This window comes from Cellulomonas fulva (assembly GCF_018531375.1).
Lineage (GTDB): Bacteria > Actinomycetota > Actinomycetes > Actinomycetales > Cellulomonadaceae > Cellulomonas > Cellulomonas fulva.
Genome location: NZ_JAHBOH010000001.1, coordinates 1,303,176 through 1,314,712, shown reverse-complemented (window position 1 = coordinate 1,314,712; position 11,537 = coordinate 1,303,176). Strand labels below are relative to the sequence as shown.

General features: G+C 74.7%; 14 protein-coding genes. 9 read left to right on the top strand and 5 right to left on the bottom strand.

Going from position 1 to position 11,537, the window contains the following annotated elements:
• Nucleotides 1–299 precede the first annotated feature (299 nt).
• On the bottom strand, nucleotides 300–1,493 hold the full coding sequence (locus KIN34_RS05870) for an NAD(P)/FAD-dependent oxidoreductase (protein WP_214347996.1): 1,194 nt from the start codon (nucleotides 1,491–1,493) through the stop codon (nucleotides 300–302).
• A gap of 194 nt (nucleotides 1,494–1,687) precedes the next feature.
• Here KIN34_RS05870 and KIN34_RS05865 point away from each other — a divergent pair, with 194 nt between their 5' ends.
• Genes KIN34_RS05865 through KIN34_RS05855 form a run of 3 tightly spaced genes read left to right on the top strand, consistent with a single transcriptional unit; the run spans nucleotide 1,688 to nucleotide 4,392 of the window.
• On the top strand, nucleotides 1,688–2,431 hold the full coding sequence (locus KIN34_RS05865; protein ID WP_214347991.1) for a class I SAM-dependent methyltransferase: 744 nt from the start codon (nucleotides 1,688–1,690) through the stop codon (nucleotides 2,429–2,431).
• 28 nt (nucleotides 2,432–2,459) lie between these two features.
• Nucleotides 2,460–3,125: a metalloregulator ArsR/SmtB family transcription factor gene (locus KIN34_RS05860; RefSeq protein ID WP_214347988.1), complete on the top strand. Its 666-nt coding sequence runs from the start codon at nucleotides 2,460–2,462 to the stop codon at nucleotides 3,123–3,125.
• Nucleotides 3,112–4,392 carry an MFS transporter gene (locus tag KIN34_RS05855; protein WP_214347985.1) on the top strand — a complete coding sequence of 427 codons (1,281 nt, stop codon included), beginning with the start codon at nucleotides 3,112–3,114 and terminating at the stop codon, nucleotides 4,390–4,392. The genes KIN34_RS05860 and KIN34_RS05855 overlap by 14 nt, the downstream gene beginning before the upstream one ends.
• Here KIN34_RS05855 and KIN34_RS05850 read toward each other — a convergent pair.
• Nucleotides 4,382–4,723 (bottom strand): YciI family protein, encoded by a 342-nt coding sequence (locus KIN34_RS05850; protein WP_214347982.1) that lies wholly within the window; start codon nucleotides 4,721–4,723, stop codon nucleotides 4,382–4,384. The genes KIN34_RS05855 and KIN34_RS05850 overlap by 11 nt on opposite strands.
• Before the next feature lie 204 nt (nucleotides 4,724–4,927).
• Here KIN34_RS05850 and KIN34_RS05845 point away from each other — a divergent pair, with 204 nt between their 5' ends.
• The 3 genes from KIN34_RS05845 to KIN34_RS05835 all read left to right on the top strand — a co-directional run bounded on the left by KIN34_RS05845 (nucleotide 4,928) and on the right by KIN34_RS05835 (nucleotide 7,072).
• Entirely contained in the window at nucleotides 4,928–5,494 is a 567-nt protein-coding gene (locus KIN34_RS05845; RefSeq protein WP_214347979.1) for a dihydrofolate reductase family protein, read from the top strand.
• A 181-nt stretch (nucleotides 5,495–5,675) separates the two neighbouring features.
• Nucleotides 5,676–6,647, top strand: a complete 972-nt coding sequence (locus KIN34_RS05840; protein WP_307858254.1) for a metalloregulator ArsR/SmtB family transcription factor — start codon at nucleotides 5,676–5,678, stop codon at nucleotides 6,645–6,647.
• Entirely contained in the window at nucleotides 6,644–7,072 is a 429-nt protein-coding gene (locus KIN34_RS05835) for an arsenate reductase ArsC (protein ID WP_214347976.1), read from the top strand. Before KIN34_RS05840 ends, KIN34_RS05835 begins: the two co-directional genes overlap by 4 nt.
• A 51-nt stretch (nucleotides 7,073–7,123) precedes the next feature.
• On the opposite strand, the gene KIN34_RS05830 is transcribed toward KIN34_RS05835, so the two are convergent.
• A complete protein-coding gene (locus KIN34_RS05830; RefSeq protein ID WP_214347973.1) occupies nucleotides 7,124–7,630 on the bottom strand; it encodes a GNAT family N-acetyltransferase in 507 nt (168 codons plus the stop codon).
• The gene (locus tag KIN34_RS05825; protein WP_214347970.1) at nucleotides 7,627–9,054 is read right to left on the bottom strand and encodes an FAD-dependent oxidoreductase; all 1,428 of its coding nucleotides are present in this window, start codon (nucleotides 9,052–9,054) and stop codon (nucleotides 7,627–7,629) included. The genes KIN34_RS05830 and KIN34_RS05825 overlap by 4 nt, the downstream gene beginning before the upstream one ends.
• A gap of 61 nt (nucleotides 9,055–9,115) precedes the next feature.
• Here KIN34_RS05825 and KIN34_RS05820 point away from each other — a divergent pair, with 61 nt between their 5' ends.
• Entirely contained in the window at nucleotides 9,116–9,499 is a 384-nt protein-coding gene (locus tag KIN34_RS05820) for an ArsR/SmtB family transcription factor (protein WP_214347967.1), read from the top strand.
• Here the strand turns inward: KIN34_RS05820 and KIN34_RS05815 are convergent.
• Nucleotides 9,496–10,068 (bottom strand): GNAT family N-acetyltransferase, encoded by a 573-nt coding sequence (locus KIN34_RS05815; RefSeq protein ID WP_214347965.1) that lies wholly within the window; start codon nucleotides 10,066–10,068, stop codon nucleotides 9,496–9,498. The two genes, KIN34_RS05820 and KIN34_RS05815, sit on opposite strands and share 4 nt — an antisense overlap.
• 94 nt (nucleotides 10,069–10,162) lie before the next feature.
• Here KIN34_RS05815 and KIN34_RS05810 point away from each other — a divergent pair, with 94 nt between their 5' ends.
• Nucleotides 10,163–10,741, top strand: coding sequence for a winged helix-turn-helix domain-containing protein (locus KIN34_RS05810; RefSeq protein ID WP_214347963.1), 579 nt, complete (start codon nucleotides 10,163–10,165; stop codon nucleotides 10,739–10,741).
• A complete protein-coding gene (locus KIN34_RS05805) occupies nucleotides 10,738–11,526 on the top strand; it encodes an SRPBCC family protein (protein ID WP_214347961.1) in 789 nt (262 codons plus the stop codon). The genes KIN34_RS05810 and KIN34_RS05805 overlap by 4 nt, the downstream gene beginning before the upstream one ends.
• The last annotated feature ends 11 nt before the right edge of the window (nucleotides 11,527–11,537 follow it).

Sequence of the window (11,537 nt, the reverse complement as noted above, 5' to 3'; positions counted from 1 at the left end):
GTGCTCTGGACGCTCTTGAGTCCGCTGCGCTCAACCTTGCACCCGGGTCCCGCGACCCTGCAAGTCCGACCGAGCAAACTTGAGTCTGCCTGGCTCAACTCGCGCGCATCCCCGAACATTCCCGGCCCGCGAGCCTGGACGATGCAGACCGTCGGGCGCGACGCACGGCATGGCGCCGCCCGGCGTGGCGCTCGTCGAGAGGACGTGAGCTCCCGGGTGTACGTACACGAGGCGTACGCCGCCGACCGCCCACACCGCGATGCCCTCAGCGCGGCTGCGGTCCGGCCGCCCCGGTGCGGTCAGGACACCTTGCCCTTGAGCAGGCGGTGCCAGTAGATCGGCGGCTCGAGGTACCGGTCGAACGCGAGCAGCGTGCGCCGCGGGCGCACCAGGTCGGGGAACCGGAAGGTCGGCTCGGGCGTGCCGTCACGGTCGAACTCGCCGAGCAGCAGCCGTCGCCGGTCGGTCGTCACCGGGGCCACCGTGTACCCCTGGTACCGGTTCATCGGCGCGCCCGTGCGGCGGGCGGCGATGTTGTGGGCCACGACGGGCACCTGCTTGCGCAGAGCGCCCCCCGACGGCGGGGTCTGGACGTCGGCGGCGTCGCCCAGCCCCCAGATCGCGGGGTGCTCGGTGTGCTGCAGCGTGTGCGGGTCCACCGCGACGAAGCCGTCGCTCGCGGCCGTGGCCAGCCCGGACTCGGCGATCCACGCCGGCGCCCGGTGCGGCGGGGCGAGGTAGAAGGCGTCGTACCGCAGCTCGTCGGACCCGTCCGGGCCGGACAGGCGCAGCGTCTGCGCCTCGGGGTCCACGCTCTCGACCGCGGTCCGCATCCGGACGCGCACGCCGAAGCGCTCCGCGGCGGCCCGCAGCTCGCGGTCGGCGCGCGCCTCTCCGACGAGAGCCGCGCCCTCGTGGACCAGGTGGACGTCGATCGCGTCGAGCAGTCCGGTCCGTCGCCAGTGGTCGGCGGCCGTGAGCAGCGGCTTGAGCGCGACCGGGCTGCACGGCACGTGCCGGTCGGAGACGGCGAACACCGCGGTCCCGCTCGTGAGCGAGGACAGCAGCGTCCACGTCTTCGTGGCCAGCTCAGGAAGGTAGCTCGTCGCGGCGGCCGGCGTCGCCATGGCCGCCTGGGCGCCCGGCACCGCGTCCCAGTCGACCTGCGAACCCGGGCACACCGCGAGGTCCGTGCAGTGCAGCACCTCGCCGCTCGCGAGGCGCACGTGCGACGCCTGGGGATCGACGGCCGCGACCTCGTCGATGTACCACCGCACGCCGTCCGGGACGACGTCGCCCTCCGGACGGCGCAGGTCGTCGAGCGTCGCCATGCCCGACGCCACGTAGGACAGCAGCGGTCGGTAGTGGTGCGTGGTGCGCGGCTCGACGACCGCCACGTTGCGGCACCCGTCGCGCCGCAGCTTGGCCGCGAGGGAGATGCCGGCGTTGCCGCCGCCGACGACCAGCACGTCGTGGTGCCGCGGACCGCTCATGAGCCGTGCTCCCTCACCGGTCGACGTCCTGGTCCGGCCACGCTAGGCGACGACGACGCCCCGCGCGCGGGCAGGCCGCCTGCCTGCTCGTTCGTGCGCCGCCGCCGGTCGTCGCGCCGTGCGATGCGTCCGGTGCGGGTCGGCGGGCCTGAATCACGTGGACGGCCCGGGTGCGCGCTGCGATCGTCGGCGCCATGGCCGAGGACCAGATGTGGGACGCCGAGACCGCCCAGCACTACGACACCCCGGGCGTCGGGATGTTCGCACCAGAGGTGCTGGGGCCGACCGTCGACCGGCTCGCCGAGCTGGCGGACGGCGGTCGGGCGCTCGAGCTCGCCATCGGCACCGGCAGGGTCGCGGTCCCGCTCGCCGAGCGCGGCGTGCCGGTCGTCGGCATCGAGCTGTCCCGCCCGATGGTCGAGCAGCTGCGCACCAAGGTGGACGAGGCGACGATCCCGGTCGTCCTCGGCGACATGACGACCGCGGTCGCCCCGGGCGAGTTCTCGCTCGTCTACCTCGTCTACAACACCATCTCCAACCTGCTGACGCAGGAGGAGCAGGTCGAGTGCTTCCGCAACGCCGCGCGCCACCTGGTCCCCGGCGGCCGGTTCGTGATCGAGCTCTGGGTCCCGGAGCTGCGCACTCTCCCCCCGGGCACCGGCGCGACCGTGTGGGCTCTCGAGCCCGGGTACATCGGCCTCGACACCTACGACGTGCTGCACCAGCGCGTCGTCTCCCACCACTTCCGGTTCGACGAGACCCGCGACGCCCGCCTCGGCCGCAGCGCCCACCGCTACATCTGGCCCGCGGAGCTCGACCTGATGGCGCAGCTGGCCGGCCTCGCGCTCGAGAGCCGGCACGCCGACTGGTCGGGGGCCGCGCTCACCGAGGACTCGCGGTCCCACGTCTCGGTCTACCGGTCCCCCGCGCGCGAGTGATCGCGACCCGGCTGGTACCTTCTATTCCATGGATCTCGGGAATACCGCCAAGGCCGAGGTGTTCGACGCCCTCGCCGGCGTGGTCAAGGCGCTGGCGAGCCCGCGGCGGCTGGAGCTCGTCGAGCTGCTGGCCCAGGGTGAGCACCCGGTCGAGGAGCTGGCGCGGCTGTCCGGGATGGCGCTGACGACGACGTCGGCGCACCTGCAGACGCTCAAGCAGGCCGGCCTGGTCCGCACCCGCCGCGAGCGCACGACGATCCACTACCGGCTCGCCGGGGACGACGTCGCCGAGCTGTACGTCGCCGCCAAGCGGGTCGCGCTCGCACGCTCGGGTCAGCTCCGCGACACGCTGGCCGACTACCTCGTCGCGGCGGACGGCGGCTCGGCGGCCGCGACGATCCGCCCGGCCGCGGTGACCTCGGCGATGACGGTGGTCGACGTGCGCCCCGCGAACGAGTTCGCCGCCGGGCACTTCCCCGGGGCCCTCTCGATCCCGCTGGACGACCTGCCCTCGCGGCTGCACGAGCTGCCGACCGACGCGCCCGTCGTCGTCTACTGCCGGGGCGAGCTGTGCCGGTCGGCCCGCGAGGCGGCGCACCTGATGCGCGGCCACGGCATCGACGCGACCGCGATGGACGAGGGCGTCGTGGAGTGGCGGGCGGACAAGGCGGTGCGCCTCGATGGCGTCGCCTGAGCTCGACCTCCCGGTCTCGAGCCCCTTTCACGACGAGCGTGCGCGGGCGGCGCTGCAGCGCCGCACCCTGGGCGTCGTCGTCGCCAGCCAGGTGCTCGGCGGTGCGGGCCTGGCCGCCGGGGTCACCGTGGGCGCGCTGCTCGCCGAGCAGATGCTGGGCTCGGAGAGCCTCGCGGGCATGCCCGCGGCCCTGGTCACCTTCGGCTCCGCGGTGGCCGCGTTCAGCGTGGGACGGCTGACCCAGCGCCGCGGTCGCCGGCTCGGCCTGGCCGTCGGCTTCGGCGCCGGTGGCCTGGGCGCGCTCGGCGTCGTCGCGGCGGCCGCCCTCGACAGCGTGCCGCTGCTGCTCGCGGCGCTGGTCGTCTACGGCGCCGGCACCGCGACCAACCTGCAGGCCCGCTACGCGGGGACGGACCTCGCACCCCCGGCCCGGCGCGCCACCGCGGTCTCGGTCGCGATGGTCTCGACGACCCTGGGTGCCGTCGCCGGCCCCAACCTCGTCGAACCGCTCGGGCACCTGGCCACCGGGCTCGGCCTGCCGGCGCTGGCCGGTCCGTTCCTGCTGGCCGGCGTCGCCTACCTGGCGGCCGGCCTCGTGCTGTTCGCGCTGCTGCGGCCGGACCCCTACCTCGTCGCCCGCGAGCTGGACCGGGCGCTCCAGCCCGCCGCAGCCGGCAGCGCACCTGTCCCGCGCCCCGGGCGCGGCGCCGCGGTCGGGGCGGCGGTCATGGTGCTCACCCAGATCGCGATGGTCGCGATCATGACGATGACCCCGGTGCACATGCGGGCCCACCACCACGAGCTGTCGGCGATCGGCCTGGTCATCGGGATCCACATCGGCGCCATGTACCTGCCCTCGCTGGTCACCGGACGCCTCGTCGACCGGCTCGGGCGCATCCCGATGGCGGTCGCCGCCGCGGGCACCCTGCTGCTGGCGGGCGTCGTCGCCGCGCTCGCACCGGCCGACTCGATGGGTCTGCTGATCCTGGCCCTCGCGCTCCTCGGCCTCGGCTGGAACTTCGGCCTCATCGCCGGCACCGCGCTCGTCGTCGACGCCACCGTCCCCGCCAACCGGCCGCGGACGCAGGGCACGATCGACGTGCTGATCGCCCTGGCCGGCGCGGGCGGCGGCGCGATGTCCGGGATGGTCATGGGCGCCACCAGCTACGCCACGCTCTCGCTGCTCGGCGGCGCGCTCTCGCTCCTCCTGGTCCCGGTCCTCTTCTGGACCCGCCGCGACCAGCGCACCGTGACGGCTACACGATGACCCGGACCTCCTGCGGCCAGCCGCACCCCTCGGCGACCCGGGCCGCCCACATCTTGGCCGTCTCCAGGTCGGGTACGTCGATCACGGTGATCCCGCCCAGGTACTCGGTGCTCTCGGTGTAGGGACCGTCCGTGATCGACACGGTGCCGCTGGTCGCGTCGACGCTGAACGCGTCGGCGAGGTCCTCCTCGAGCCCACCGGCGAAGACGAGGACGCCGGCCGCCTCCATGTCGCGGACCACCGCGGTGCTCGGCTCGACGCGGGACCGGAACCACTCGGCAGAGTGGTCGCCGACCCACTGCTGGTGGAAGTAGATCGCGTACCGGGTCATGTCACTCCTCCTGTGCGGCCGCCCTGTGCAGCCCGTCGCCACGATGACGGACGAGCCGCCCCGGAATCGACAGCCCGGCTCGAGCGTCGCCCGCTCGTGGCCACGCTCCCCGGTCGCGGGCCCGTCGTCCACCGGGGCTCGCCACGCCCTTGTCGGCGCCGGCGCCCGCTGGGACCCTGGGGGCCCGTCCCGCCGGAGGCACCCATGGGCAAGCTGGTCTACGCAGCCAACACGTCGCTCGACGGCTACCTCGAGGACAGCTCCGGCGCCTTCGACTGGTCGGTGCCGGACGAGGAGGTGCACGCGTTCTGGAACGAGCACGAGCGCCAGGTCGGCACGTCGCTGTACGGCCGTCGGATGTACGAGACGATGCGCGTCTGGGAGGACGACGACTGGCTTGCCGACGAGCCGGAGGTCGTCCGCGAGTACGCGGGGATCTGGCGCGACGCCGAGAAGGTCGTCTACTCGAGCACGCTCGCGGCGGCGTCCACGGCCCGCACCCGGATCGAGCGGCGGTTCGATCCCGACGAGGTGCGCCGGCTCAAGGAGGCGTCCGCCACGGACCTGAGCATCGGCGGCGCGACCCTGGCGGCCGAGGCGTTCCGGCACGGGCTCGTCGACGAGTGCGTGCTGCTCCTGTGCCCCGTGACGGTGGGCGGCGGCAAGCCGGCGCTCCCGCGCGACCTGCGGCTGGACCTGCAGCTCCTGGACCACCGACGGTTCCGCAACGGCGTGGTCCACGTGCGCTACGCCGTTCGCAGCGCGACCTGACTCCCGGCCGGCGGCACTGTTCACCTCACGTTCACCGTGACGGGGCCCGCCTGGGGCTGGCGTCTGTCAATATCGACGCGTGTCGATACAGAGCGGGGCTCCGCCGCGCCCGTCGGTACCCGCCGGCCGTGCCGACGCACACTCCGGCCCCGACTGCGCTCCCTCGCCCGAGGCCCGCGCCATAGGGGCGCGGGCGGCGGTCGAGGTCGCGGCCGTGCTCAAGGCCCTGGCCGACCCGCTGCGGCTGCGGATGCTCTCGTTCATCACCACCAGCTCGACCGGCGAGGCGTGCGTCTGCGACATCGCGACCGTCGCCGACGTCTCCCAGCCGACGGTGTCCCACCACCTCAAGGTCCTCAAAGACGTCGGCGTGCTGGCCTCCGAGCGGCGCGGCACCTGGGTCTGGTACCGCGTCGCTCCCGACGTGCGCGGCGCGGTCACCGCGCTGCTGGACTCCTTCGCCCCCGCCGCCCTGGACGTCACGCACCACCGGGCGGACCCGCTGACCGGGCTCGAGGACGTCGACGCCACCCTGACCCGGGTGGCCGACGAGCTCGCGGCCCGGTTCCCGGACCTGGCACCGGACCTGGTGCTGAGCACCGTGCGCGAGTCGTACGCGGCGCTCGCCCGCGGCGCCGGGGTCACCGCGCACCTGGTGCCGACCGCGCAACGGTTCGCCGCCCAACGGCTCGCCGACGTCATGCGAGCAACGGAGTCGGACGCTCGCGTCCCGCAGGTCCTGTTCGTCTGTGTCGCCAACGCCGGCCGGTCCCAGCTCGCCGCCGCGCTGGTACGGCACCACGCCGGCGACGCCGTCGTCGCACGGTCGGCCGGGTCCGCGCCCGCCGGCGCCGTGCACGCGACCGTCCGAGCGCTGCTCGCCGAGCTCGGCGCCGACGCCGACGAGGCCTTCCCCAAGCCCCTGACCGACGACGCAGTCCGCGCGGCCGACGTCGTCGTCACGATGGGCTGCGGGGACACCTGCCCGGTGCTGCCGGGCAAGCGGTACGAGGACTGGGTCGTCGGCGACCCCGCCCTCGCCTCCCCCGAGGGCGCCGCCGCGATCCGCGACGACATCGACGCCCGCGTGCGCGCCCTGCTCACCGACCTGCTGCCGTCCACCACCGACCGACCCGAGGAGAGCTCCCGATGACCGAACCCGCCGCCACCAGGCCCACCGTGCTGTTCGTGTGCGTCCACAACGCCGGCCGGTCCCAGATGGCCGCTGGGTGGCTGCGGCACCTGTCCGGCGGGCGCGTCGAGGTCCGCTCGGCCGGTTCGGTGCCCGCCGAGCAGATCAACCCCGTCGCGGTCGAGGCGATGCTCGAGGAGGGCGTCGACATCCGAGCGGAGAAGCCCAAGGTCCTGACCACCGAGGCCGTCCAGGCCTCCGACGTCGTGGTCACGATGGGCTGCGGCGACGCGTGCCCGTTCTACCCCGGCAAGCGGTACGAGGACTGGAAGCTCGACGACCCGGCCGGGCAGGGCATCGACGCGGTGCGCCCGATCCGCGACGAGATCCGCGGGCGCGTCCTCACGCTGCTCACCGAGCTCGGGGTGCCGCCGGTCCACGCCTGACCTCGCCCGCGACGCGGGCCCGGACGCCGTGACGTCCGCGCCTGCGTCCGCTCACGCGCCGGGCAGCGACTTCTGGAGCAGGGACGTGCCCAGCCACCGGTCGAACTTGCGCCCCACACGCTCCAGCCGGCCGGCCGGGCTGAAGCCCGCCCGCCGGTGCAGCGCGAGCGACGCGGCGGTGTCCCCGTCGGCGACCACCGCGATGACCTCCCGTGCGCCGGCCGCCGCGGCGTCGTCCAGGACCGCCGCGAGCAGCCGGGTGCCGATGCCGCGACCGGTCGCGGCCGGGTCGAGGTAGATGGTGTCCTCCACGGTGTGCGCGTACGCAGCCCGCGGCCGCCACGGACCGACGTAGGCGAAGCCGGCGACCTCGCCCTCCAGGACCGCGACGTGGAAGGGCCAGCCGGCGGCTGTCACGACGTCGACCTTGTCCACCCACACGCGCTCCCCCGGCGGGTCGAGCTCGAACGTGGCGGTCGACGTGGACACGTAGTGGTCGTAGATGCGGGCGATGCCTCCGACGTCCGCCGTGGTCGCGGCGCGCAGCTCCACGGTCACGGCGTCGCGCCGTCCGTCGGGGAGTCGCCCGCACGGCCGTGCGCGACGCCGGTGGCGAACCCGACGCCCGCGGGTGCACCGACGCCCAGGGCGACCAGCTGCGGCTCGGCAGCGCTGCCGCAGCACGCGCCGCCGTCGGCGTCGGTGTCGGTGTCGGTGTCGGTGTCGGTCGAGCACACGCCGGTCGCAGGCAGCTCGAGCTCGAGGGCGTCCGCACTCGCGCGGTCACCGGCCAGGGCGGCGGCGATCGACCGGACCTGCTCGTACCCCGTGGCGAGGAGGAACGTGGGGGCGCGCCCGTAGGACTTCATCCCGACCAGGTAGAAGCCGTCGTCCGGATGGGACAGCAGCGCCTCACCGTGCGGGGGGACGGTGCCGCAGGAGTGGAAGTTGGGGTCGATCAGCTCCGCCAGGCGCGCGGGGGACTCCACCACCGGGTCCAGGTCGAGGCGCAGCTCACGCAGCATGTCGAGGTCCGGGCGGAACCCGGTCGCGTTGACGATCGCGTCCACGTGGAGGTCCAGGGCGTCCTCGCGGGTGCGGCCCAGGACCCGGACGCCGTCGCCCGCCGGCACCAGCTGCTCGATGGCGACCCGCGTCAGCAGCGTCAGACGGCCGGCATCCACCGCGTCCCTCAGCCGGGTGCCGAGCACCCCGCGGGCAGGGAGCTCGTCGTCCCCTCCCCCGCCGAAGAGCCGCCGCGGCGAGACCCCGCGGATCGCCCACGTGATCGTCGTCCCCGGCGCGGTCTCGGCCAGCTCGACGAGGCTCAGCAGCGTGTTCGCCGCCGAGTGCCCCATGCCGACCACGAGCGTGCGCCGCCCGGCGAACCGGGCACGCTGGGCGCCCAGCACGTCGGGCAGCGGCCCGGTCACGTGGTGCGCGGCCGCGCGCTCGCCGACCGCCGGCAGACCGCTCGATCCGAGCGGGTTCGACGCGGAGCACGTGCCCGACGCGTCGATGACCGCACGGGCGAGCACGTCCTCGACCCGCCCGTCCGCGGTCGCCGTGCGCACCCGGTACGCCCTGCGTTCCCGGCCCAGGGTGCGCGTCTTGTCGGCACCGTCCCGTGCGACCGCGAGCACCGTCGTCCCGGTGCGGAGCCGCCGGGCGATCGCCGGCGTCGCCGCCAGCGGGGCCAGGTAGTCGCGGACGAGCTCCGCTCCGGTGGGCAGCGCGTCCGGGTCCGGCGCCGTCCAGCCGGCCGGCTCGAGCAGCCGCCGCCCGGCGGCGTCGACGTCGTAGCGCCAGGGCGAGAACAGGCGCACGTGGCCCCACGAGGCCACGGCCGCGCCGGCCCGTTCGCCCCGCTCGAGCACCAGTGGCTCCAGGCCTCGTTCCAGCAGGTGCGCGGCGGCGGCCAGGCCGACCGGCCCGGCTCCGATCACGACGACCGGCAGGCTCTCCCGCGCGACCTCGGTCATGGCTCTCCTCGTATCGAAGTACGTCGATGGGTGCGTGGCGGCAACATATCCATGATCGTCGATGCGTGGCAAGATGTCGCGCATGACCGCGACGCCCTCGCCCCTCGTCGCCGGGGTGGCGACCGGCACGTGCTGCACCCCGCCCCCGCGGCCCGCGGCCGAGCCCGACGCCGCGCGCGAGCTCGCCCGCGTGTTCAAGGCGCTCAGCGACCCCACCCGGGTGCAGCTGCTCTCGATCGTCGCGGCCGCCGGCGACGACGGGGCCTGCGTGTGCGACCTCACCGAGCCCGTCGGGCTCTCCCAGCCCACCGTGTCGCACCATCTCAAGGTGCTCGTCGACGCCGGTCTGCTCAGCCGCGAGCAGCGCGGGCGGTGGGCGTACTTCTCCCTCGTCCCGGACGCGCTGGAGCACGTGGCCCACCGCCTGCAGGACGCGCTGCGCTAGGAGGTCCGCGACCGCTCCCACTGCTCCCGCGTGATCGCGTACCGGTAGCCGCCGAGCTCCGCACCCTCGGCCCCCAGCATGTCCTCGGGCGTCTCCAGGTGGTGCGTGACCGTCATCCCGACCTTCTCCATCACGTGCTGCGACGCGCGGTTCAGCGCCATCGTCGCGCCCCAGACCGTGCGCACGCCGAGGTCCGTGAAGGCCTTCACCACCAGCGCCGACGAGACCTCGGTCGCATAGCCCCTGCCCCACGCCGAGCGGCGCAGTCGGTAGCCGAGCTCGACCTCGTCGAGCGGCCCCTCGCGCTCCGGCCGCAGGCAGAACCACCCGACGAACGCGCCGCCGGCCGTCTCGTAGCCGGCGAACAGCCCGAACGCCCCGGCCCAGCGGTCGTACCCGGCGAGGACGCTCGGCAGGACGCGCTCGCGCACGTCCTGGGCGGCGGTCGGCTCGCCGCCCGACAGGTACCGCATGACCGCGGGATCGCTGTCGAGCTCGATCAGCAGGTCCGCGTCGTCGGCACCGAACGGACGGAGTGCCACACGGGCGGTCTCGAGGTACGGGTCCACGCCGCCAGCATGCCTGACGCGCCGTTCCGCGTGCCCCGACCCTTCCGCGCGGCAGCGCTTGACAATATTGTTTGTCAAGGAGCACGGTGGACGGGTGCAGGACGTCGAGGTCATCGAGAGCCCGGGCGCAGCGGCGGCCGCGCTGGACCCCGTCCGCGCCCGGCTGCTCGGTGAGCTGCGGGCGCCCGCGTCGGCCGCCGGCCTCGCCGCGCGCGTCGGCATGGCACGCCAGAAGGTCAACTACCACCTCCGCTCGCTCGAGGCGCACGGACTGGTGGAGCTGGCCGACGAGCGCCGCCACGGCGGGATCACCGAGCGCGTGCTGCAGGCGTCGGCCCACGCCTACGTCGTCTCACCGGCAGCCGTCAGCCCGTCCGCCGCCGACCCGTCCACGAACCCCGACCACCTCTCGGCCGGGTACCTGCTCGCGCTCGCCGGGCGGCTGGTCCGCGAGGTCGGCACCCTGGCGCGACGGGCCGGCTCGTCGGGCGGTCGGCTGCCCACGCTGACGGTCGACACGACGATCGGCTTCCGGTCGGCCGCCGACCGCGCGGCCTTCGCCGAGGACCTCACGGCCGCGGTGCTCGACCTGGCCGCGCGCTACCACCACGACGACGGGCGGCCCCACCGGCTCGTCGTCGCCGCCCACCCCGTACCCGAGGAGGAGTCATGAGCACGAGCACCGACGTCCCGTACCGCCTGGAGTTCAGCGTCGAGGTCCCCGGCACACCGGAGCAGGTGTGGGCGGCGATCGCCACGGCCACGGGCATGAGCGCGTGGTTCCTGCCCACCGAGCTCGACGAGCGCGAGGGCGGCTCGCTCCACTTCGCGATGGGCCCGGAGATGGGATCGGACGGCCAGGTCACCGGTTGGGACCCGCCCCGGCGCCTCGAGTACCAGGAGGACTGGGCCGCCCTCATGGGCAAGGACCCCGCCGAGCTGAGCCCGCTGACGTCCGAGTTCCTCGTCGAGGCGACGTCGGGCGGCACCTGCGTCGTCCGGGTCACCAGCAGCGGCTTCGGCGTCGGCGCCGACTGGGAGCAGGAGTGGTGGGACACGCTGGGACCCGGCTGGATCCCGTCATTCGACACCCTGCGCGCCTACCTCCAGCACTTCCCCGGCCAGACCGCCACGCGCATGGACCTCGACGCCGCCCGTCCGGGCGACGAGCAGCAGCTCTGGACGACGCTGCGCACCGAGCTCGGGCTGACCGGCGAGGGCGCGGCTGTCGAGCTCAACGGTGCGACCGGGACCGTCGAGCGGGTCGGCAAGCGGCACGCGGTCGTGCGGCTCAGCGCGCCGGTACCCGGGCTGCTCAGCGTCGGCGTGTGGCCCGGCGAGGACGACGCCCTCGTGATCGTGCGGACCTCCCTGTTCGCCGCCGACGCGGCCGACTACGTGCGGCGCGAGGAGCCGGCGTGGCAGTCGTGGCTCGAGGCGGTGGTCGCGCGCGCCTGACACGCGCGCGC

Bases quoted from the DNA above. Each gene is read 5' to 3' on its own strand.
- KIN34_RS05825 (WP_214347970.1), bottom strand. From the start codon at position 9,054: ATGACCGAGGTCGCGCGGGAGAGCCTGCCGGTCGTCGTGATCGGAGCC.
- KIN34_RS05820 (WP_214347967.1), top strand. From the start codon at position 9,116: ATGCGTGGCAAGATGTCGCGCATGACCGCGACGCCCTCGCCCCTCGTC.
- KIN34_RS05835 (WP_214347976.1), top strand. From the start codon at position 6,644: ATGACCGAACCCGCCGCCACCAGGCCCACCGTGCTGTTCGTGTGCGTC.
- KIN34_RS05870 (WP_214347996.1), bottom strand. From the start codon at position 1,493: ATGAGCGGTCCGCGGCACCACGACGTGCTGGTCGTCGGCGGCGGCAAC.
- KIN34_RS05865 (WP_214347991.1), top strand. From the start codon at position 1,688: ATGGCCGAGGACCAGATGTGGGACGCCGAGACCGCCCAGCACTACGAC.
- KIN34_RS05805 (WP_214347961.1), top strand. From the start codon at position 10,738: ATGAGCACGAGCACCGACGTCCCGTACCGCCTGGAGTTCAGCGTCGAG.
- KIN34_RS05845 (WP_214347979.1), top strand. From the start codon at position 4,928: ATGGGCAAGCTGGTCTACGCAGCCAACACGTCGCTCGACGGCTACCTC.
- KIN34_RS05860 (WP_214347988.1), top strand. From the start codon at position 2,460: ATGGATCTCGGGAATACCGCCAAGGCCGAGGTGTTCGACGCCCTCGCC.
- KIN34_RS05850 (WP_214347982.1), bottom strand. From the start codon at position 4,723: ATGACCCGGTACGCGATCTACTTCCACCAGCAGTGGGTCGGCGACCAC.
- KIN34_RS05855 (WP_214347985.1), top strand. From the start codon at position 3,112: ATGGCGTCGCCTGAGCTCGACCTCCCGGTCTCGAGCCCCTTTCACGAC.